General features: G+C 49.6%; 19 protein-coding genes and 1 pseudogene. 15 read left to right on the forward strand and 5 right to left on the reverse strand.

What is annotated here, in order from left to right; translation table 11 throughout:
- Positions 1 to 46: 46 nt before the first annotated feature.
- Entirely contained in the window at positions 47 to 2,089 is a 2,043-nt protein-coding gene (gene prlC, locus D6M16_RS19835; RefSeq protein WP_120513639.1) for an oligopeptidase A, read from the forward strand.
- A 76-nt stretch (positions 2,090 to 2,165) separates the two neighbouring features.
- On the opposite strand, the gene gppA is transcribed toward prlC, so the two are convergent.
- Both gppA and rhlB read right to left on the reverse strand, forming a co-directional pair.
- Entirely contained in the window at positions 2,166 to 3,659 is a 1,494-nt protein-coding gene (gene gppA / locus D6M16_RS19840) for a guanosine-5'-triphosphate,3'-diphosphate diphosphatase (protein WP_120513640.1), read from the reverse strand.
- A 14-nt stretch (positions 3,660 to 3,673) separates the two neighbouring features.
- The gene (gene rhlB, locus D6M16_RS19845) at positions 3,674 to 4,984 is read right to left on the reverse strand and encodes an ATP-dependent RNA helicase RhlB (protein ID WP_120513641.1); all 1,311 of its coding nucleotides are present in this window, start codon (positions 4,982 to 4,984) and stop codon (positions 3,674 to 3,676) included.
- 113 nt (positions 4,985 to 5,097) lie between these two features.
- Between rhlB and trxA the strand changes: the two genes are divergently transcribed.
- The 6 genes and pseudogenes from trxA to fre all read left to right on the forward strand — a co-directional run bounded on the left by trxA (position 5,098) and on the right by fre (position 10,768).
- Positions 5,098 to 5,424, forward strand: a complete 327-nt coding sequence (gene trxA, locus D6M16_RS19850) for a thioredoxin TrxA (protein WP_046220469.1) — start codon at positions 5,098 to 5,100, stop codon at positions 5,422 to 5,424.
- 201 nt (positions 5,425 to 5,625) lie between these two features.
- Positions 5,626 to 6,891, forward strand: a complete 1,266-nt coding sequence (gene rho, locus D6M16_RS19855; RefSeq protein ID WP_046220468.1) for a transcription termination factor Rho — start codon at positions 5,626 to 5,628, stop codon at positions 6,889 to 6,891.
- A gap of 242 nt (positions 6,892 to 7,133) precedes the next feature.
- Complete coding sequence (locus D6M16_RS19860) at positions 7,134 to 8,111, forward strand: hypothetical protein (RefSeq protein WP_120513642.1); 978 nt, start codon at positions 7,134 to 7,136, stop codon at positions 8,109 to 8,111.
- 169 nt (positions 8,112 to 8,280) lie between these two features.
- Positions 8,281 to 9,732: pseudogene (gene ubiD / locus D6M16_RS19865) on the forward strand (4-hydroxy-3-polyprenylbenzoate decarboxylase); the annotation flags it as partial.
- 52 nt (positions 9,733 to 9,784) lie between these two features.
- Positions 9,785 to 10,048: a 2Fe-2S iron-sulfur cluster-binding protein gene (locus D6M16_RS19870; RefSeq protein ID WP_120513644.1), complete on the forward strand. Its 264-nt coding sequence runs from the start codon at positions 9,785 to 9,787 to the stop codon at positions 10,046 to 10,048.
- A gap of 9 nt (positions 10,049 to 10,057) precedes the next feature.
- Positions 10,058 to 10,768 carry an NAD(P)H-flavin reductase gene (fre, locus tag D6M16_RS19875; RefSeq protein ID WP_120513645.1) on the forward strand — a complete coding sequence of 237 codons (711 nt, stop codon included), beginning with the start codon at positions 10,058 to 10,060 and terminating at the stop codon, positions 10,766 to 10,768.
- Between the two features lie 112 nt (positions 10,769 to 10,880).
- Here fre and D6M16_RS19880 read toward each other — a convergent pair whose 3' ends face one another.
- A complete protein-coding gene (locus D6M16_RS19880) occupies positions 10,881 to 11,753 on the reverse strand; it encodes a carboxylate/amino acid/amine transporter (protein ID WP_120513646.1) in 873 nt (290 codons plus the stop codon).
- Positions 11,754 to 11,891: 138 nt separating this feature from the next.
- Positions 11,892 to 12,314 carry a universal stress protein gene (locus D6M16_RS19885; RefSeq protein WP_120513647.1) on the reverse strand — a complete coding sequence of 141 codons (423 nt, stop codon included), beginning with the start codon at positions 12,312 to 12,314 and terminating at the stop codon, positions 11,892 to 11,894.
- 242 nt (positions 12,315 to 12,556) lie between these two features.
- Between D6M16_RS19885 and ftnA the strand changes: the two genes are divergently transcribed.
- From ftnA to D6M16_RS19900, 3 genes are all read left to right on the forward strand, one after another.
- Positions 12,557 to 13,084 (forward strand): non-heme ferritin, encoded by a 528-nt coding sequence (gene ftnA, locus D6M16_RS19890; RefSeq protein ID WP_046220461.1) that lies wholly within the window; start codon positions 12,557 to 12,559, stop codon positions 13,082 to 13,084.
- 110 nt (positions 13,085 to 13,194) lie between these two features.
- Entirely contained in the window at positions 13,195 to 13,533 is a 339-nt protein-coding gene (gene uspB, locus D6M16_RS19895; RefSeq protein WP_046220460.1) for a universal stress protein UspB, read from the forward strand.
- Positions 13,534 to 13,667: 134 nt separating this feature from the next.
- Positions 13,668 to 14,855, forward strand: a complete 1,188-nt coding sequence (locus D6M16_RS19900) for a BaiN/RdsA family NAD(P)/FAD-dependent oxidoreductase (RefSeq protein ID WP_120513648.1) — start codon at positions 13,668 to 13,670, stop codon at positions 14,853 to 14,855.
- A gap of 56 nt (positions 14,856 to 14,911) precedes the next feature.
- On the opposite strand, the gene D6M16_RS19905 is transcribed toward D6M16_RS19900, so the two are convergent.
- Positions 14,912 to 15,247: a hypothetical protein gene (locus D6M16_RS19905; protein ID WP_120513649.1), complete on the reverse strand. Its 336-nt coding sequence runs from the start codon at positions 15,245 to 15,247 to the stop codon at positions 14,912 to 14,914.
- 701 nt (positions 15,248 to 15,948) lie between these two features.
- Here D6M16_RS19905 and D6M16_RS19910 point away from each other — a divergent pair.
- The 5 genes from D6M16_RS19910 (at position 15,949) to D6M16_RS19930 (ending at position 21,800) form a co-directional block, all read left to right on the forward strand.
- Complete coding sequence (locus tag D6M16_RS19910) at positions 15,949 to 16,296, forward strand: hypothetical protein (RefSeq protein ID WP_120513650.1); 348 nt, start codon at positions 15,949 to 15,951, stop codon at positions 16,294 to 16,296.
- Positions 16,297 to 16,298: 2 nt separating this feature from the next.
- A complete protein-coding gene (locus D6M16_RS19915; protein WP_120513651.1) occupies positions 16,299 to 16,607 on the forward strand; it encodes a hypothetical protein in 309 nt (102 codons plus the stop codon).
- Positions 16,608 to 16,616: 9 nt separating this feature from the next.
- A complete protein-coding gene (locus tag D6M16_RS19920) occupies positions 16,617 to 18,212 on the forward strand; it encodes a hypothetical protein (RefSeq protein ID WP_120513652.1) in 1,596 nt (531 codons plus the stop codon).
- An 82-nt stretch (positions 18,213 to 18,294) separates the two neighbouring features.
- Entirely contained in the window at positions 18,295 to 19,428 is a 1,134-nt protein-coding gene (locus D6M16_RS19925) for a hypothetical protein (protein WP_120513653.1), read from the forward strand.
- On the forward strand, positions 19,425 to 21,800 hold the full coding sequence (locus D6M16_RS19930; protein WP_120513654.1) for a hypothetical protein: 2,376 nt from the start codon (positions 19,425 to 19,427) through the stop codon (positions 21,798 to 21,800). The genes D6M16_RS19925 and D6M16_RS19930 overlap by 4 nt, the downstream gene beginning before the upstream one ends.
- Positions 21,801 to 21,804 lie beyond the last annotated feature (4 nt).

The raw sequence follows: 21,804 nt of genomic DNA on the forward strand, positions 1-21,804 counted from the left end.
TATGCAGACGCATTTCTTCAGGAACTTACATTAAAAGGATACGCTGATGTCGAACCCATTACTGACCATGACGGATCTGCCCCCGTTTTCGCAAATCAAACCCGAACACATCTTTCCTGCGGTTGAGCAGGCCATCAAAGACTGCCGGGCCAAGGTAGAAGAAGTTCTGGCCAGCGGCGAGACACCCAGCTGGGACAGCATCTGTGCGCCGCTGGCGGAAACCGATGATCGCCTGGGCCGCATCTGGTCACCGGTGGGGCACCTTAACGGTGTCAAAAACAGCCCTGAGCTGCGTGAAGCTTATGAAAGCTGTCTGCCAATGCTGTCGGATTACAGCACTTGGCTGGGTCAGCACAAGGGGCTGTATGAAGCCTATAAAAGTATCCGTCACAGCGATACGTTTGCCACTCTGTCGCAGGCGCAGAAAAAATCCATTACTGACGCACTGAAAGAGTTCGAACTGTCGGGCATTGGCCTGCCTGCAAGCGAACAGCACCGCTACGGTGAAATCAGCAAGCGTTTGTCTGAACTGTCGTCATCTTTTAGCAATAATGTGCTTGATGCCACTATGGGCTGGAGCAAGCTGATCACCGATGCCAGTGAGCTGTCGGGCCTGCCGGAGTCGGCCTTGCAAGCGGCGGCGGCGTCAGCGGAAGAGAAAGGTGAACAGGGGTATCTGTTCACGCTGGAGATCCCTTCCTATCTGCCTGTCATGAGCTATTGCGATAATCGCGAGCTGCGCCGTGAAATGTATGAAGCCTTCGTGACCCGCGCATCGGATCGCGGCCCGAACGCGGGCAAATGGGATAACAGTGAAATCATCGCCGAAAAACTCAAACTCAGTCATGAACTGGCGCGTTTGCTGGGCTTTAATACGTACAGTGAGAAATCGCTGGCGACTAAGATGGCGGAATCCACCGATCAGGTGCTGGGTTTCCTCAATGATCTGGCCGCCCGCGCCAAGCCGCAGGGTGAACACGAAGTGGCAGAGCTGCGCGAATTTGCCCGCAGCGAGTTCGGGGCCGATGCTCTGGAACCCTGGGATATTCCTTACTATGCCGAGAAACTGAAACAGCACAGATACAGCATTTCCGATGAGCAGCTGCGGCCGTATTTCCCGGAGCAGAAAGTGGTGTCTGGCTTGTTTGAGGTGCTCAAGCGTGTCTTTGGCATGACGGTGACAGAGCGCGAAGGCGTGGATGTCTGGGATCCGAGTGTCCGTTTCTACGATATTTTTGATGCCAGCGGTGAGCTTCGCGGCAGCTTCTATCTGGATCTCTATGCTCGCGAGAACAAGCGCGGTGGCGCCTGGATGGACGAGTGTATTGTGCGTCGCGTGCGGCAAGACGGCACTCTTCAGCATCCGGTGGCGTATCTGACCTGTAACTTCAACAAGCCGGTCGGTGGTAAGCCTGCGCTGTTTACCCATGATGAAGTGGTCACCCTGTTCCACGAAACCGGCCATGGTATTCACCATATGCTGACCAAGGTCGATGAGTCTTCGGTTTCTGGCATTAATGGCGTGCCCTGGGATGCGGTCGAACTGCCAAGCCAGTTCCTGGAAAACTGGTGCTGGGAAGAAGAAGCACTGGCCTTTATTTCCGGTCATTACGAAACCGGTGAGCCTTTGCCTGCCGAGTTGCTGGAGAAAATGCTGGCAGCGAAGAATTTCCACTCTGCGCTGGGCATGCTGCGTCAGCTGGAGTTTGGCCTGTTCGATTTCTCACTCTACACCAATTACGATCCGGAAACAGGCGCGCAAGTGCTCGATACGCTGGCTGCCATCAAGCGTCAGGTGTCTGTGCTGCCAAGCCCGGAATGGGGTCGCTTCCCGCACAGTTTCAGCCATATCTTTGCCGGCGGCTACAGCGCGGGTTACTACAGTTATCTCTGGGCCGAAGTACTGTCATCCGATGCCTATTCCCGTTTCGAGGAAGAAGGGATTTTTAACCCGCAAACCGGGGCAGATTTCCTGGCCTGTATTCTGGAGCGAGGCGGCAGCGAGGAGCCGATGGACTTGTTCAAGCGCTTCCGCGGCCGTGAGCCTAGCATTGATGCTTTGCTGCGCCACAGCGGTATCACAGGTTAATGCCCGTACAGGCAAGATCAGAAAAAGCTCCCATCGGGAGCTTTTTTATTGCGCGGCATTAGCGTGCGGCAGGTTGTTAGTCTGCTTCGTTGATCTGCAGCGGCCAGCCGAGATCGGTCTGGCGATGGGCTTCCTGTTGCAGTTCTGCCTCGGTCAGCGGATTGGCCGTCAGCCAGGCTTTCGGCAGTATCAGGGTGAGCTGATTGTCATCCACCGTCAGGTGCGCGGGTGGCTGGTGCTGGCTGTCACGCCGATGACAGAGAATGACGGCCAGACGCAGCAGGCGCAAGATACGCACAGCGTTAATTGCGGGGATGGCATGCTGCTCCGGCAGACTGGTCAGGTTGTCTCTGTGCCTGCGCAGCAACTCGCCCAGCAGGTGCTTCTGGGCGCGGGTAAAACCGGGTAAATCCAGGTGCTGAATCAGGTACGCGGCATGATCGCCACTTTGCTTAAAGCCGATACCCGTACCGATTTCGTGCAAGATAGCGCTGGACTGGAGTAACGCGCGGGTTTGCTCATCGGTTTGCCAGACGGGCTGGCAGTCTGCCAGTAAAGCCTGGGCGGTGTCGGCCACGGTATTGGCATGTTCGGTATCGACCTGAAAACGGTATTGCAGACTGTTCAGAGTTCTGGCTCGCACATCGTCGTGGCGCATCTGGCTCATCATGTCATACACCATGCCTTCGCGCAGGGCGCCGCCGGCCAGTGTCATGGTTTGGATGTCCAACGACTCAAACAAAGCGATCAGAATCGACAGACCACTCGGAAATACCAGGGCCCGTTCCAGGGTCAGCCCTTCGATATCCAGATCTTCGAGGCGTTCGTACTGCATGGCCTGACGCTGCAGGCGCTTGAGTTTAGACAGGGTGATCAGCTCATCCATGCCCTGTGCAACCATGATTTCCTGCAGCGCCTGTACGGTGCCGCTGGCGCCGACACAGTGCTCCCAGCCCAGTTCGCGGTAGGAGGCGACGATAGGCGCAATGGCTTGTTTTGCCGCCAGGATTGCCGAGCTGAAATTGTCAGCTGATAAGTATCTGTCTTTGAAATAGCGTTCCAGCCAGGTGACACAACCAATTTTCAGGCTGGTCAGTGCCTTGGCATCAAAACCTTCACCGATAATGACTTCAGTACTGGCCCCACCGATATCGACGACCAGGCGTTTACCCTGACCGCCAGAGGTGTGTGCAACGCCCTGGTAGATAATGCGTGCTTCCTCTTCACCAGGAATAATGTCGATGGGGTGGCCCAGTATACTGATGGCTCTGGAAAGAAAGTCTTCGGCATTTACGGCGGTGCGCAGTGCCGCGGTACCGACAATACGGACCCGTTCAGCCGGAATATCCTGCAACCGCTCTGCAAACATTGCCAGGCATTCCCAGCCGCGCTGCATGGCTTCCTGGCTCAGTTCATTCTGGCCGTTAAGGCCGGCAGCCAGCCGTACTTTGCGCTTGATTTTAGCCAGCGTATGCACACTGCCTGCGACTTCACGCACGATCCACATGTGAAAGCTGTTAGAGCCAAGGTCAATGGCTGCATACAGCGGGGATACGACACAACTTTCCATAGCGTCTTCTTCAGTTACTGTGTTTTCTGTGGTGAACGACGGCGGTTATTATTGCGCTGGCGTCCCTGTCCTTGTCCCTGACGGGAACCACTGTTGCGACGTCCACCGCTCTGGCGAGGTGCTCGCTGGAATTTTACCGGTGGCGGCAGATCATCCAGCAGCGCTTCGGCATCGTATTTCGACTGCGGAATCGTGTGCTCGATGTAGGTTTCAATCGCTGTCAGATTAATTGCGTATTCTTCACAGGCAAAGCTGATGGAATGACCGCTTTCGCCGGCACGACCGGTACGGCCAATACGGTGAACATAGTCTTCGGCATCGTCAGGCAGATCGTAGTTAAATACGTGAGTGACCTGAGGAATGTGCAGACCGCGAGCCGCGACGTCGGTTGCCACCAGGATGTCGACTTCACCTTGGGTGAATTGCTCCAGAATGCGTACGCGTTTTTTCTGCGGCACATCACCGGTCAGCAGGCCTACACGGTGGTTATCGGCTTCCAGGTGCGCCCAGATGTCTTCGCAGCGGTGTTTGGTGTTGGCAAAAATGATCGCGCGATCCGGCCAGTCTTCTTCGATCAGGGTCTGCAGCAAACGCATTTTGTCCTGATTGGACGGGTAGAACAGCTCTTCCTGGATACGGTGACCGGTTTTTTGCTCAGGCTCAACCACCACGCTTTCCGGGTTGTTCATGTGCTCGAACGCCAGCTCTTTGACCCGGTAGGAGAGGGTGGCAGAGAACAGCATGTTCAGGCGCGCTTTCGGGCTTGGCATACGACGGAACAGGAAACGGATATCCTTGATAAAGCCCAGATCGAACATACGGTCGGCTTCATCCAGTACCACAACCTGAATGCTGTGCAGATCGATGACACGCTGTTTGTAGAAATCGATGATACGGCCACAGGTGCCGATCAGAATATCGACACCATTCTCCAGGTGCTGTTTCTGTTTTTCGTACGCTTCGCCACCATAAGCCAGACCGGCTGTCAGGCCAGTGCTTGCCAGTAATGGTGCGGCATCATTGTAAATCTGAATTGCCAGTTCCCGTGTAGGTGCCATAATAATTGCACGGGGCTGATTGGTTTTTCGCTCCTCGGATGCTGGGTTCAGCATCAAATGGTTAAAGGTCGCTGTCAGGAAAGCCAGGGTCTTACCAGTCCCTGTTTGTGCCTGACCAGCAATGTCACGGCCGGAGAGCAATACCGGCAATGCCAGGGCCTGGATAGGGGTACAATTATGAAACCCTTTTTCTTCCAGTCCTTGTAAAACCAGGGGGTTTAGTCCCAGGTCGGCAAATTTCTGCTCTGTGATATGAGTCGTCTTCATTCGTATAGAATATCAGCTTAGGGTTGCAATACGAAACGTATTCAATTCAAATAGGGCATCGATTTGCTGGTTAAAATAGAATCAGCGTTGAAAATCAACCATTGGAGTGGAAGATGAGCGACAAGATTGTGCAGCTGACAGACGCAAGTTTTGATAACGATGTGATTAACGCTGCAGGCCCAGTTTTAGTCGATTTTTGGGCTGAGTGGTGCGGACCGTGTAAAATGATCGCGCCTATTCTTGACGAAATCGCAGACGAGTACCAAGACAAGCTGACTATCGGAAAGCTGAACATAGATCACAATGCCGCGACACCGCCAAAATTTGGTATCCGTGGTATTCCGACTCTGTTGCTGTTCAAAGACGGCAATGTGGCCGCGACCAAAGTCGGCGCCCTGTCTAAGTCACAACTGAAAGAGTTTCTGGACGCCAACCTGTAATTGGCCTACAGTAACGCGAAACCGCGTACAATGACGTTTGTACGCGGTGTCATTTTCAGGCCACTAGACGGATGCTGGCATTAGTGCTAAGTTATTGCACGTAAATTATACGACAGTTCATTTCTTGACCAGCCCCATTGGTCGAAGCTTTTCTCAATTAACCATAGAACCCCTAATTTGACTGACAAGAAACCCACCACTATGAATCTTACAGAACTGAAGAACCAGCCTATCTCAAAGTTGGTTGCGCTCGGCGAAAGCTTAGGACTCGAAAACCTAGCGCGTTTGAGAAAACAGGACATCATCTTTGCCATTCTCAAACAGCACGCGAAAAGTGGTGAGGACATTTTTGGCGACGGGGTTCTGGAAATTCTGCAGGACGGCTTTGGCTTCCTTCGCAGCGCAGACAGTTCTTACCTGGCAGGCCCGGATGATATTTATGTCTCACCAAGCCAGATTCGCCGCTTCAACCTGCGTACCGGTGATACCATTTCAGGTAAAATCCGGCCACCAAAAGACGGTGAACGCTACTTTGCCCTGCTGAAAGTCAACGAAGTCAACCACGACAAACCAGACAACGCCCGCAACAAGATCCTGTTCGAAAACCTTACCCCGCTGCACGCCAATGATCGTATGCGTATGGAACGTGGTAACGGCTCGACTGAAGACATTACCGCACGTGTACTGGATCTGGCCTCACCGATTGGTAAGGGTCAGCGTGGTCTGATTGTTGCACCGCCAAAAGCGGGTAAGACGATGCTGCTGCAGAACATTGCACAGAGCATTGCTTACAATCACCCTGAGTGTGAGTTGATGGTGCTGTTGATCGACGAGCGTCCTGAAGAAGTGACCGAGATGCAGCGTCTGGTAAAAGGCGAAGTGATCGCTTCTACCTTTGACGAGCCGGCATCCCGCCACGTTCAGGTTGCCGAAATGGTGATCGAAAAAGCCAAGCGCCTGGTTGAGCATAAGAAAGACGTGGTGATCCTGCTGGACTCGATTACCCGTCTGGCCCGGGCTTACAACACTGTGGTGCCATCTTCCGGTAAAGTACTGACCGGTGGTGTCGACGCCAACGCCCTGCATCGTCCGAAGCGTTTCTTCGGTGCGGCCCGTAATGTGGAAGAAGGCGGTAGCCTGACTATTATCGCGACGGCACTGGTTGATACCGGTTCTAAGATGGACGAAGTGATCTACGAAGAATTTAAAGGTACAGGTAACATGGAACTGCACCTGTCGCGTAAGATTGCCGAGAAACGTGTATTCCCTGCGATTGACTTCAACCGCTCTGGTACCCGTCGTGAAGAGCTGCTGGCCAAGCCGGATGAGCTGCAGAAGATGTGGATCCTGCGTAAGATCGTTCACCCGATGAATGAAACCGACAGCATGGAATTCCTGATCGACAAGCTGGGCATGACCAAGACCAACGACGAGTTCTTCGAAGCGATGCGTCGTCAGAAGTCCTGATTCCACTGGCTTGATGTCACAGATTGTATAAACGCCACCTTGTGTGGCGTTTTTTTATTGCTGATAATATCAGCTGCTGTTTGAAACAGCATTCAATTGACGATTGAGTGTATCCTCTTTCAGACTTTACCGGTCTGCCAGGAAGGCGGGCCGAGATGCACCTGATGCTCAGCGGCTCGGGAACCAACAATAAATCAAGTCAGCAATGACACGGAGTATGCAACATGCAACATGGAAGAAGCATGTGGGTCTGGTTATGGTTACTGCTGCTGTCACTCCCCCTGAGGTCTGAAGAAATCAGCCAGCAGGAATACCGGCAGGTAACGCAGGACATCACACCGGCATTAAAATCGCTCAAAACCCTGTACCGGGAGAGTGATATTGCCCAGCTCAATTATCAGCTGGCCGATTTCTCTGTGCTGGAACAGGAAGCACTGCGTTCGGCACTGGTGGATTACGCCCATACCTTCAAAAAACTGGATGAAGACAAAATCACCTGGCTTGAAGCACAAGCGGCCCGGAAATCACGTTTCACCCTGACAGAACAGGGCGATGGCTACCGGGTTACCCGGGCGGCATTTACCTATGGCACCCGGGCGCACCAGTTGTTGCAGCGCTGGCAGCGTGAGCAGTTGGCCGAATCTTTTGTCCGTCAGGTCGATGACGGTGATTTAGTGCTGGCAGACTGGCTGGCCGGTGATCTCAATACCCAGCGCACCCGGCGCGATATTGCTCTGGCTCAGCTTCCCGCGCTGTCCGACAAGGGCACTCGATACCTCGCCGATCAGTTTTTATCCGACAGACAGCTGCTTTGGTTGTCTGATAACGGCCTGCTGGCCAAACTGGCCGCGATAACAGCGGATGAAGGCCTGTATCAGCAATTGTGGCGTCGTCGCACTGATCAGTACAGCCGGGCCGAGCTGAACCGGCTGGCAGATGCGCTGCCGGCCAAACTGGCTGTTGCTCAACTGATGGCTGCAACCCGTAATCCTTCCCTGAAAGCCCAGGCTTACCAGGCTCTGGCTACTCTCAAGCCACTGCCGGACGAGGTGGAAATCTTTCTGTTAGGCAAGTTGTCTGAGCCAGAAGACGGCGAGCTGGTGGCCAGTAAACTGGCAAGTCAGGGCCATTCTAACTGGCTGACCAAACTCGCCGCGGGGACGCAGAGCTACACCCTGAAGCGCAATCTGGAATCTGCCTTGTCGGCAGCTATGCCTTGATCTCTGCCAGCGCGCCTGCCGGTTCGGGCGCCGTCTTTTCAGTACCTTGTTTTATCACCAATAAATACGTGCATCACAAGCATCTTGTCAGGGATTCAGTATATAATGTGTCCTATTTTTATCCCGGCTGTTCGTAAGCCGGGTCGAGCAAAACAGATAGGGTGCAGGAATGAAACTCAATGATTTGCGCGACTTTATCGCCTACCTGGAAGAGCGTGGGCAACTTAAGCGCATCAAGCAGCCAATCGATCCCCGGTATGAAATGACTGAAATCTGCGACCGTACCCTGCGGGCGGGCGGACCGGCATTACTGTTTGAAAATCCGGTGGGGTATGATATCCCTGTGCTGGCGAACCTGTTTGGCACTACCGAGCGGGTTGCCATGGGCATGGGGCGTGAAGATGTGCTGGAGCTGCGGGAAGTCGGTAAACTGCTGGCGTATCTCAAAGAGCCGGAGCCGCCGAAAGGCTTCCGTGATGCTATCGACAAGCTGCCGGTCTTCAAGCAGGTCCTCAATATGCCTGCCAAGCGTCTGAGTAAAGCTCCGTGCCAGCAGGTTGTCTGGCAGGGTGATGAGGTCGATCTGGATAAAATTCCGATCATGAGTTGCTGGCCGGGCGATGTGGCGCCGCTGCTGACCTGGGGGCTGACTATTACCCGCGGCCCGGAAAAGAAACGCCAGAATCTGGGCATTTACCGCCAGCAGAAGCTGAGCAAGAACAAGGTGATCATGCGCTGGCTGGCTCACCGCGGCGGTGCATTGGACATGCGGGAATTCATGCAGGCCCATCCCGGCGAGAAATTTCCGGTTTCTGTCGCCTTTGGCGCTGATCCGGCCACGATTCTCGGGGCGGTCACGCCTGTGCCTGATACCTTGTCTGAGTATGCCTTTGCCGGTCTGCTGCGCGGCAGCAAAACCGAGGTGGTCAAGAGTATCAGCAACGATCTGGATGTGCCGGCCAGCGCAGAAATTGTGCTGGAAGGCTATATTGATCCCAATGAATACGCAGACGAAGGCCCGTACGGCGACCATACCGGGTATTACAACGAAGTGGAAAGCCACCACGTATTTACCGTCACGCACGTGACTATGCGCAAAGACCCTATTTACCACAGCACTTATACCGGCCGTCCGCCTGATGAACCGGCTGTGTTGGGCGTGGCGCTCAATGAAGTCTTTGTTCCGATTCTGCAAAAGCAGTTTCCGGAAATTGTCGACTTTTACCTGCCGCCGGAAGGGTGCTCCTACCGTATGGCCGTCGTGACAATGAAAAAACAGTATCCGGGCCATGCCAAGCGGGTGATGATGGGCGTGTGGTCTTTCCTTCGCCAGTTCATGTACACCAAGTTCGTGATAGTCTGTGACGATGACGTCAATGCCCGTGACTGGAATGACGTGATCTGGGCGATCACTACCCGCATGGATCCAGCGCGGGATACTGTGATGATAGAAAACACCCCGATCGATTCCCTGGATTTTGCCTCGCCTGTGGTTGGCCTGGGGTCAAAGATGGGGCTGGATGCCACGAACAAATGGCAGGGTGAAACACAGCGCGAGTGGGGGACACCTATCATTAAAGACCCGGAAGTGGTTGCTAAGGTGGATGCCATTTGGGATGAACTGGGTATTCTGGCCAAATAGCGCCGGATACTCAGCAAGAAGGTTTACCGCAATGTATCAGGTTCAGGTGCTGCCGCAGGACGTTATGTTCATCGCCGGGGAAGAGGAAACCCTGTTGAGTGCAGCACGGCGGGCGGGACTGGCTTTTCCCCACCGCTGTCAGGTCGGGGCGTGTGCCACTTGTTTATGCCGAAAGCTGGCGGGTGAGGTGACTTACCGGCTGGCACCGGTGCTGACGGAGAAGGAGCAGGCTGAGGGATGGATATTTCCCTGTCTGGCCATGGCCCGCAGCGATCTGGTACTGACTTTGGAATAGAGGAACAGAATGTCGATTCAGTGTGAAGTGAAGTCAGTCGAGTCACTGGCGTGTAATACGTACCGTATCCTGCTGCAACCCAAGCAACAGGTAGACTTTAAAGCCGGGCAGTATTTGCTGGCGGTGATGGGCGAAAAAGACAAGCGTGCATTCTCCATTGCCAGCAGCCCTTGCCGCAGTGGCGAACTGGAACTGCACATAGGGGCGGCGGACCACAATCCCTATGCCATGGAAGTGGTGGACGCCATGCGTCTGGCGATGAAAGACGGCAGTGCATTTGAGGTGGAAGCCCCGTTGGGTGATGCCTGGTTGCGTGAAGACAGCAATCAGCCTTTGCTGCTGATTGCCGGCGGCACGGGCTTTTCCTACGTGCGCAGCCTGCTGGATAACTGCCTGAGTCGTGGCATGAAGCAGCCGATTTTTGTGTACTGGGGTGGCCGCGATGAATGCCAGCTGTATGCGCATGACGAGCTTGTGGCGCTGGCAGCCAGGCACTCGAACCTGACTTATGTCCCCGTGGTAGAAACTGCGCCCCCCGCCTGGCAGGGTAAAGTGGGGAATGTACTCGAAGCGGTCAATGACGATTTTGTCAGCCTGTCTGCTTATGACATTTATATTTGCGGCCGATTCGAGATGGCGGGTGCGGCCCGTGAACAGTTTACGGCTGAGAAGGGCGCTGATCGCAACCGGATGTTTGCCGATGCCTACGCCTTTATCTGATTGTCTTTATTAAAAACAAAAGCCCCTGGCATCAACAGATGGCAGGGGCTTTTTTATTGCCACTCTGAAACCACCGTTTATGGCGGTGGTAATTGTTTGGCGAATGAGGTTATCAAGCGTGAGCGGCGGCCACGCGCTTCTTCACCCAGGTTTCATTGATCCACAGCGACAGCAGGATAATGGCACCGCCTACAATCAGGCGCGGGTAGTCGACATCCCGGTTCCAGATCACGATATTGACGATAAGACCTGCCGGCACCAGGGCATTGTTCATGATGGCCAGCGCACCGGCGTTCACCAGGGTTGCGCCTTTGTTCCAGATGAAATAGCCCAGACCGGAAGCAACGATACCCAGATACACCAGAATGCCCCACTGGGTGTCGGTGGTCGGCAGTTTTTCTGTGTTGCCGAACAGTAAAAACATCGGCAGGGCCACGCAGACGGCACCGAGATAGAACAGGCCAAAGACCGTGTGCTGAGGTAAATCGGCTTTCTCTTTTTCCATGATGACTTTATAACCCACCTGGCCGATGGCAAAGCACAGGTTAGCGCCCTGCACAATCAGGAAGCCGAGAATGAAGTCTTCATTGATACCTTCAAATTTGATGACGGCGGCACCTAATACCGCAATGACGGCGGTGATCAGATACCAGGCCGAAAAGCGGCGCTGCAGTAAATCATAGATGAGTGTGACATAAATGGGGGTAAAGATGGTGAACAACAGCACTTCCGGGACCGACAGGTACAGGAAAGACTGGTAGTAAAAACAGTACATGATGCCGAGCTGAAAAGCCCCCACCGCCATGAGCTTGAGTGCCAGTTTCATCGTCAGGTGCTGACGACGCAGAAACGGCAAAAATACCAGGGCGGCCAGTGCTACCCGGGTCAGTACCGAGAACCAGGCATCCACCTGTCCGGCCAGATAAACTCCAATCAGGCTGAAGGAAAACGCCCAGAGCAGCGTAATCGCAGTTAAGTATCCCATGTGACATGTCCTTTGAATTTTGGCCGACTAGTGTAACCGAAATTCTGTTCTAGCCAATGGGAGGCTGGTCTGTTCTGAGCAGAGACTGGCTGGCGTTCACAGTGGCCAGCCAGAATGGCTATGGGCGCTGAGGGATAATCAGTGCAGCGGCACCATCAAAAGATCAACCGGTGTGTGATTGATTAACTGTTTGGTTGAAGACAGAATTTTGCTCCAGAAATCCTGATGGTGACCGCAGATCATCAAATCAACATCCGACTGTTTGATGGTATTGCAGATTTCATCGCTCAGATCGCCGCTGCCGACAAAAGTATGCGTCACAGGATAGTTCGCTTTTTTAGCCAGCTCCTGCAACTGCTCCTGGGCATTATCCGCCATGCGGTACTGTGCCTCGGCCATGTTGATATCGATCAGGCCGGTATACAGCTCAGCATAGTTGGTATCTATGTGGATCAGAGACAGCTTGGCCCCCAGTTTCTCAGCCAGCGCGGCCCCTTTGCCGACCAGAATGTGACTGTCTTCAGATAAATCAACCGCAACCAGAATATGTTGATAGGTCATAACCCGCTCTCCTGTAAGGTTTTTTATATGCTAGCATGGCGTATAGGTAAAAAATGCTGTGCTGATCGCATTGCTTACGCTGACGGAAAATTCTGTGACACGCTTGGGTAAGCAGTTGGATCGTTTTGTGATTTTTATTGCTTACCGGCAGGTTAAGCATGATACCTTGACGCATGAGTTGCAAACTCAGTTATGCATAGTGACAATGTGTTTATTACACTTGATTAGGAAGGAGTAGTTCGATGCTTGCTCAAGCAATGGTTGAGAAACTGAATGAACAAATTAACCTGGAGTTCTTTTCATCCAACCTGTACCTGCAAATGAGTGCATGGTGTGAGGATAAGGGCTTCGAAGGAGCGGCAGAGTTTCTGCGCATTCATGCGACAGAAGAAATGCAGCATATGCAACGTTTGTTTACCTATGTCAGCGAGACAGGTGCGCTGCCGATTCTGGGGACGATTGAAGCACCACAGCATGAATTCAGCTCTCTGGGTGAAGTGTTCCGCGCCACTTACGAACATGAGCGACTGATCACTGAGCGCATTAACAAGCTGGCACATGTTGCGTTTACCACTCAGGACTACTCAACGTTTAACTTCCTGCAGTGGTATGTTGCAGAGCAGCACGAAGAAGAAAAGTTGTTTAAAGGTATTCTGGATAAGATCGAACTGGTGGGTGAAGACGGAAAAGCACTGTTCTTTATCGACAAAGATCTTGCTGCCATGGCGAAGCAGGAATCCAGCTCTGTCATGGGTCAGCAGGCCGGCTAACAGGCTCTGGGAAATACACGGCGGCGCCCCTTTCCGAAAGTGTGTCGCTGCTGTTTGCACCCAACCCTTCCCGGCCAGCAAAGAACCATGGTCGTTGTTCGGAGGGTGTTATGTTTAGTGGTGATGCAATTCTGATGGCCCTGTTTCTGGTGGCTGTAGTCAATATCTCTCGTTATGTCAGCACGCTGAAAACCTTGTTGGTAGTGATGCGTGACTGCGATCCGCTGCTTTACCAGCAGGTAGACGGCCGGGGCTTCTTCTCTTCTCAGGGAAACGTCAATAAGCAGATCCGGCTTTTTCATTATATTCGCAGCCAGCAATACCATAAGCACCACGACGAGCTGTTCATGGCCAAGTGCGACAAGGTACGCAAGCTGTTTGTCCTTGCCAGCACCAGCCTGATGGTGTTCCTGGTCTCTATCTTTGTCGTCGCTTATCTGGGTATTTAACCGTTTATTGCCGACAGATTTGGTAATCCGCCCGCAGACGGGTAAAATACGCGCACTTGAAAAGGATGCCGGGTAATGCATGTCATTACCGCATCCTTTTTATTTTGTCGCTGAGTCGGATTGCGGATAAGAGAATGGCAGAAAAGTTTGATGTAGTAATTATCGGTGCTGGCGCCGCCGGACTGATGTGTGCCGCAGAGGCCGGTAAGCGCGGCCGATCTGTGCTGGTGGTCGAACACGGCAAGAAGCCGGGCCGGAAAATTCTGATCTCCGGCGGTGGCCGCTGTAACTTCACCAACTATGATGTGACGGCCAGCAATTATGTCTGCCGCAATCCGCACTTTGCCAAATCGGCGCTGGCGCAGTACACCCAGTGGGACTTCATCGCCATGATTGCCAAGCATGATATTGCCTATGAAGAGCGGGACCACGGCCAGCTGTTCTGCCTCGATTCAGCCAAAGACATTGTCGAGATGCTGCTCAAAGAATGCGATTTACCGACGGTGCAACAGCGTTATCGCAGTGATGTTCTGGACATCAGCAAAACCGATAGCGGCTTTAGCCTGAAAATCAACGCAGACACCGTATCCTGTGAATCTCTGGTGATCGCCACCGGTGGTCTGTCGATGCCCAAGCTTGGCGCCACCCCGTTTGGCTTTCAGGTCGCCGAGCAGTTCGGCCTGAAAATGGTGCCGACCACAGCCGGTCTGGTGCCTTTTACCCTGCATGTCGAAGATAAAGACGCCTTTGCCGATCTGTCCGGGATTGCGGTTCCGGCTGTGGTGACAGCCGCCGATGGCACCAGTTTCAAAGAGAACATACTGTTCACGCACCGCGGCCTGTCCGGCCCGGCCATTTTGCAGATCTCCTCGTACTGGAAGCCGGGCCAGGCGGTCTCTATCGACTTATTACCGACCCTGAGCCTCGACGAGACCCTGCAGGCGATGCGCGACAAACACCCCAACCAAAGCCTGAAAAACTCACTGTCCCGTTTGCTGCCCAAACGTCTGGTAGAAGCCATGATTGCGCGCGGCGATATCGAAGACAAGCCGCTCAAACAGCTCAACCCGAAAGAGATTCAGGCACTGCACGACTATTTTCACCAGTGGCAGATCGCCCCCAACGGCACCGAAGGCTACCGCACCGCCGAAGTCACCCTGGGCGGCGTCGACACCGACGGCCTGTCCTCGAAAACCCTGGAAGCCAAAACCGTGCCCGGCCTGTTTTTCATCGGCGAAGTGATGGACGTCAGCGGCTGGCTCGGCGGCTATAACTTTCAGTGGGCCTGGAGCTCCGGTTTTGTCGCCGGACAGCATGTTTAAGCTGCGCTGTATTGAATGCCTTGAACCAACAAAGCCCCGCATTGCGGGGCTGTTTTTTAGATACCGGCTCTAATTCTTAAGCCCGTTAACACTGGGCGTCCCCAATCATCACAGCCAGCAAGAGCAGGGAACACTTTTTTATTGGCAGTAATTGCTGCAAGCAGTGTACTGATAAAGTATTGGCCTTTCTGCGTGTCACCATATATTCGGATATATCCACCATCTTGATCTCCGCAGTCAGCAAGAGGGAGCTTATCTTTAAAGACGATGTAGGCTCGGGAGCCGGAGTTATCTCCTTCATAGAGCAATTCCACAGGTTGTACGTAGTATTGCCATTTGGCATGAGTGCTAGATGAGAAAGCTAAAATAAAAATAAAGAGTAACTTTTTCATTGGAGATCCTAAGTATTATCTGAAAATGTTTTATTTATATACGATGAAGCGATTTACAGAAGGTTCACAAATTGAGCCGCTTAAATTATCACCATCAATATTGATTCTAATCTTTTATCCGCCATGAATGCCGTAATAAGAGAGCTGATTTTTACCTCATAGTTATCGGTATCGCTGGGATGATAAACCGTGTTTCATGATCGAAGTTGCTTAGTTCCTTATTAGAGTAATCTTGTGTGGAAAACACTAAGCCTCTATCCATTTGTTAAAGCCAGTCAATTCGTATTTGATTAGACCAAGGGTCTGCTTGACACGAGATAGGAAGTAAAAGTGCGACGAGATACAAGCATTTTTTCATAATTCTCTAACCTGAATTTAATTTAAAGAAGAGTCGATCCCATTTCATATAAGCGTGATGTATTGTAAGTAAAAAATCGAACATATGCATTGAGTTTTCATGAGTGTTGTATAGTATGCGCAGTTGTTCATATTGAGGGCCTTTCTACCATTGCGATATGAGAGGCGAGCTTTTGCGGTTAGCTGCAATTGCAAGCAAACAAATGGAATTGAAGTGTGTCATTACTCACATCAAGGTTGCATTGAGTCATTTTTCCGACCAAGTAGCTCAAGTAGAGTCAGGAAGCCTCAATGAGAAAGGTGATCTTCAATATGAAACCTAATTTGCTCACTGAGGATGGAAGATGAAAATTAACCCTTTGTTATTTATTGCGCTTTCTGCTTTCTGCTCTGTCGCTCAGGCTGAAGTGTCTGACCCCCAATTGATTAAGCAAATTGGCTGTGATCAGGAAAGCCAGCAGTGTGCTTTGTCATTCGGTATTGAAAAATTGGGACCTTCTGAGTGTGCCTCGGCCAAAATCAGTTGGTCGAGTGAGACAACCCAAGGAAAGCTGGCAGTGGCACTTCTGTCTTCAGCAATGATGACGAGGCATCAGGTAGCTGTTGAATTTGACTCATTCTGTGGCGAGAACGGCCTGCCTCAACTCAAATCGTATGAAGTTCTGGCGAAGTCGGCACAAGAAGGAGCCTGAGCATGAATCATAAAATTGGCCTGCTATTTTCTTTATCTTTTGCCGTTGCAGCTGCCAATGCAGCGGAAGAAGTGAATACCATCCAAAGTATTCAGTGTGATATCAAGGCATCGCATTGTCAGCTGGCTTTCGAAAAACCGATTTTCTCAACATCATGTACGAAAAATGCAGTCGTTATACCTGCTGAAAAGCAACAGCTAATATCCGTTTTGAGTTCAGCAATGTTTACCGGAACACAAGTGAAAGTCCATTTCGCATCTGAATGTGTCAATGGCGCGTATGAGCTTCAGACGTTTGATTTGGTTCAGTAAGGATAAATAATGAAAAGAACGCATTTTAGTTTACTGAGCGTCTGTGTTCTTGTTGGCTCCCCACTGAGTGTAATCGCGGGCACAACAGATGACTTCTGCTTAAACGACAGTATTTATCCCGTTCACCGGGATCGGGCCTGTAATCTTGAAAAATGGGTGAAAAATCAGCAAGTGCCGACTCAGCTTCGACAGATTGATATAGCAAATTCAGCATCTTTGCTTTTGCAACCTGAAGATTTGGTGGGTGAGTTACTTTTGCGTCAGAATGACAGTGTGTTAGAGGTGAGTAAACGTTATCAAAATTGTAAAGATGTTTACGAAAATTTTAGAAAAAAGACCCGTCAGACCGCTGGAACAATCGAATGTAAGACTGGGCCTAATGATTTTTCGCCTTCCAGTTATTATGGTTCCGGTAATTACTGTTCTGTTTCAGGTAATACTGAAACCTGTTATACATCGAAGCTTACGCTGACACCTGGCGTAGCAGATATCAGCCAGATTCAGCCGGTGGCAGAATACAGTGGCAACCTTGTGAAAACTACTAGGAAAAATGAGTTGTCTTACCGGCAGGGTTATATTCCGGTGACCAATGGTGGTATCACGTTTTTTGTGAAAGGTACTGTGACAGATCGGAAGCAAACTTCTTTGGTGAATAAGCAACTGTGGACTGGATCGATCGATTCACCAGTGAATCCAACGCCTTATTTTGAACTGACTTGTGTAGGTGAATCCAGGGTTGATCCCGTCACTATCAGTCTGACGTATAGGGATAAGAATATGACCCAAGTGGGCTTTTTGGGTGGAGCTTTAATAAATGCGTTTGATCAGTCTAAGCTGAATATATTCAAGCAATATTGTACAACCAATGTCCGGTTAAGCTTGGTGAACCATCAGGATATTGCAGCAGAAAATTGGTCGTTCAACTTTGAAAGAACGGGCGGAAATTATATTGATGAGCTGGTGCGATTCGGTGAACAGATTCTGAATGATGCAATTTATGTGATTGCTGAAAATAATACATTATTGAAGATCAACTTAAATGCGGATGCTATCAAGCAGGACATTCAGGCGGAAATTACTGCAAACTGGCAAAAAATTGCTTATGCCGTCACGGTACAGGATTTCTTTAATTCTGGTGCTGTACCTCAACGTTATCTGGGTGACGCTTATAAAAACACCTATGTTTCGGAGACAGAGCTGAGTATTATGGGCCCTGATGGCCAGTCTATCCCGAATTTTTCACTCATGGCAGAAATGGCTGAAGAGCTAAAAGGAAAAGGGGTTTTGGGAATTGATAGTTTGTTCAATTTCATGATTGGCTACTTATATGATGATTATGGTAATCAGAAGTATTCTAATGAATTCTTGGCGAATTGGGATTCAATAGTGGCGCTTTCTCATATATCCGGCCAGATCAATGGGGAAAATAATGACAATACGGTCGAAGACTTAGTGCAACGTATTGAGTCATTAAAAGAAAGCAAACAGGAAAAAGTTCAGAGTATCAGCTCAGTGATTGAACACTTCCTATATATTGCTTCTATTGCAGATGCAGAGGAAATCGAAAAGCTCAATGAGCTGAGAAGCAAACTGGAAAAGCTTTGATTTTTAATTTGGTATCAGAGGGGAAGCTTGCCCTCTGATATTGCTCTGTATTTTATATTTTAAGTTATCACCGGGATAGGGTATGAAACTTCGTCTGCTTTCGTTCTCTTTCTGCATGATGATGATCCCTTGGACATCATCTGCAGCGAATGTCACCCCTGAAATGCTGGATAAACAGCAGTATCAGTTGAATCAGATTAATTACCGGCTGGATGAGGTGCTGGACGCCTTAACAAAATATGACCTGGCTCGCGAGCAGTATTATTTAGGGCAAGATGGCTCTGCTGCGATGGCTGAAGTTTGGTATCAGAAACATGTGGCATGGCTGGAAAAAATGGATCAGCTCAGGCGATCGATTAGTAATCATCAACAGCTAGCTGCATCAGATACCGGTATGTTTAAAAGCCAGATATCGACATTGATAACCGAGTTATTCCAGTCTCAGGAAGAAGCAAAGAAAATATACAACCGGACAAAAACGGGTTTACAGCTTTTAGAGGGAATCCCTGCCTATCCGGAAAATTATATACGGGAACTAAAGTCTGTCATTGTAGCGCTGAATGATAATATTGCACTAAATTATCAAGCGTTTGAAAGTTTAAACACAGACTTTTCTGAGCAGCATCTAAAGCGGCTAGAAGATGCATTGATTATGACGAGAGAAGTACTCCAGGCACTCATCAATCGCTCGAAGCTTGAGTTTCCAGAGCTCACCGCAGCATTACAAAAATTGAATGATATATTTGCGGTTGACCAATTGCTGTCAGCGCGAATGGATAATGCTTCCAGAAGCACTGCATTTATTCAGGCTTATGCCAGAAGAGACTGGTTTGCAGCGGATACACGCTTTCAGCAGTTTGAAAGACAATATCAGACAGACATGAAGGTGATTGTATCCAGTCCTCTGGATAATAGCCTGAAACAGCCAGGTATTGATTTTATAAATGACCGGTATCAACAGGCAAAATCTCAGCTTGATATGAATCAGGTTCGTGCTTACTCACATTTGTATAAAAAGTACACGGACACACTTAATATCTATGTTAGACGGTGCCAAGTTGAAGACAATTATCCAAAGTATAATTGTGCCTTATTAAAGACTTTAATTGGTTTGGATTTAAACTCGATCAAAAGTATGACTCTCGAGCAACAGCGTTATTTATATAAACAGTTAGTAAGAGTTCCTCAGGCGCCATATACGGAGATAAGCCAGTGAATAAATTGATAAGATATGGACTGTTTTTATTCTATGTTTTCAGCTGTCTCTCTGTTCAAATGACTCATGCTGCAACCCAGAAAGTTGAAGATGGAGAGGATGTTATTCGGCTAGTTTTAGGCGATCGAACGCCGTTGCCGTATGAACCATTCACACCTGAAGAATTAAAAAAATTAGCAGATGATAATCCTGATGATGAATTATCAGTTATTGTTGAAGATGGGGTGACCTATTTATTGATTGATTTGAGTATTCAAGGTGACGCTACTGTAGATTTTAAAGAGCCATTTAAAGTTGAAGTAAATGAATATGTAAAAATGGCGAATCAATTAGAGCAGCAAATTACACCATTTGGTTATTCTTTGAGAGATGATAGCTTTGAGCAACTTCCTGTAGATTTATACGAGTTGTTCAACGATCCGGAGACTATGAGAAAACGCTTGCTGGATGCTTTGCAACTATATGCAAAAGAAGAACTGCTACGTCGTTTAGATGCGATTGATCCAGGTCAGTGTCCACAAATTGATGTGGAGAAATTGGTCGAAAAAATTAACCTGAAAGCAGGAGATTTGGCACAAAGCAATGGTATAAATCTAGATAAGAAATATCGCCTGAAAAGTGGTGATCTGACGAAATTTGATGAGTATATTCGAGGGATTAATAATACAAATAAAATCCTTTGTGCTTTAGGATATAATTTACCGAGTGCAATGGGGCTAAATATTGTTTATGAGGATGGTGTAGCCAAGGTTGACGAAGATAGTATTCTGGCCATGATTGGAATTGACTTTGAACTGCAAACTCTTGTTGACTCTTTAGATTTAAAGATATCATTGGCTTTTAAAAGTTTAGGGTTACCAATTCCTGGTGGTGAGAGTATCTTATCATGGGCGCCGTTGCAGGAAGCGATGAGTTGGGCTTCTGAACTAATTGAAATTGATGAATTTAAGGTAAAACTAAAGATACCTTCGCCAGAATTTTTGAAGGCAAAAATCACAGAGCTTGGTTTAGACTTACCACAAAATCTCAAAATGCCGGAATTTCCTGTTATTTCATTTAATAAATCGTTTACGCCACCAACGCGTGAAGGTTTGAAAGTTAAGAAACGGAAGGACTGGAATGGGTTCGATTTAGGCAGCCGTAAAGTGTTAGGTGCGCAAGCAAAAGCCTATTATGAGATCCGGGGTTCTGAAGAGATACAATGGGGTATCGCACTCGGACGTGCTGATGTTTTTGTGTTCGGGAAGACCAATAACGCGATTGGAGCTTATGCACAAGCTGAAGTAGGGCCTAAGTTAGTCGAGTTTAATACCGATATACAAGTCATGGGTATGCAACTCAATAAAATTAATAAACGAAGCACGACAGACCCATTGACATATGAAGCTGAACTTTTAGGGGGAGGTGACGGCTATAGCTATGACTACAAATATACTCAACAGTTCGCAATAGGTCCTATCCCTGTGTATGTCTCCGTAGGTGTTTATGCTAGTGCAAATACGAAGTTGAGAGTCGGCCTGACATTTACACAAGTCTATGCTGAGCTAGTTCCAATTGCGAATGCAGGTGCATTCGGAGAAGGGGCTGTGGGTGTTGCGAAAGTGCTATCTGTCGGAGTGAGGGGGTCTGTGGATGTTTTGAATCTACAAGTGCCGCTTCGTGGTAAAGCGGGTTTATTTTTTGCGCAAAGTGGTGAGCCGTACTTAAAACTATCTTTGACATCCGATGCGTTAATCAGAGCATTGAACGGTGATATCAGTGCTTTTGTAGAGTACCCATGGATAAAAATCTGTAAGAAAAAAGTAGGATTCATTAAGATTCCTTACCCTTGTATTAAAACAAAGAAAAAATCTAAATCCATTTACAAGTATGGTGGCTATGCTTGGCAAAAGTCGATCATGAACTGGGGGCTGACATATGGTTACCAGGGGGTCCATGTTAGTGGATCGATGCTGGACCAGACGGATCGCAAAGAGGCAGCTGCTTTACAAGGGAAAGTTGATTTGTATCAGCGTCACCTGGCTCTCGAAGACTACAGTCAGAAAACGGAAGCCCGAGTTAATGAAGTCTTTAATCTGGTAAAAAATACCTTGAATGCAGAGGCAACGACTCTACTGCCGCAAAAAGATGCAGCGCTGAGAATTCAGTTTAAGCATTCACAAGACAATATAGAGCAGTATGAGTCCTGGCTGTTGTCATCAATTGAAAATAGTACTCAGCGGACGATGGTAGCCAAGCAAAAGAGCATGGTAACCACAGAATGGTTAACAGATTCCAGTGTCAGTAGTGATCCACTTGGTGTTTCTTCGGAACAGCAGGCAGAGAGTAGTGATGCCGCAGTGCTGAGAAGCTTGCATGGATTCTTGTTTTAGTTGT

It is taken from the genome of Photobacterium salinisoli (assembly GCF_003614885.1).
Taxonomy (GTDB): Bacteria; Pseudomonadota; Gammaproteobacteria; order Enterobacterales; family Vibrionaceae; genus Photobacterium; species Photobacterium salinisoli.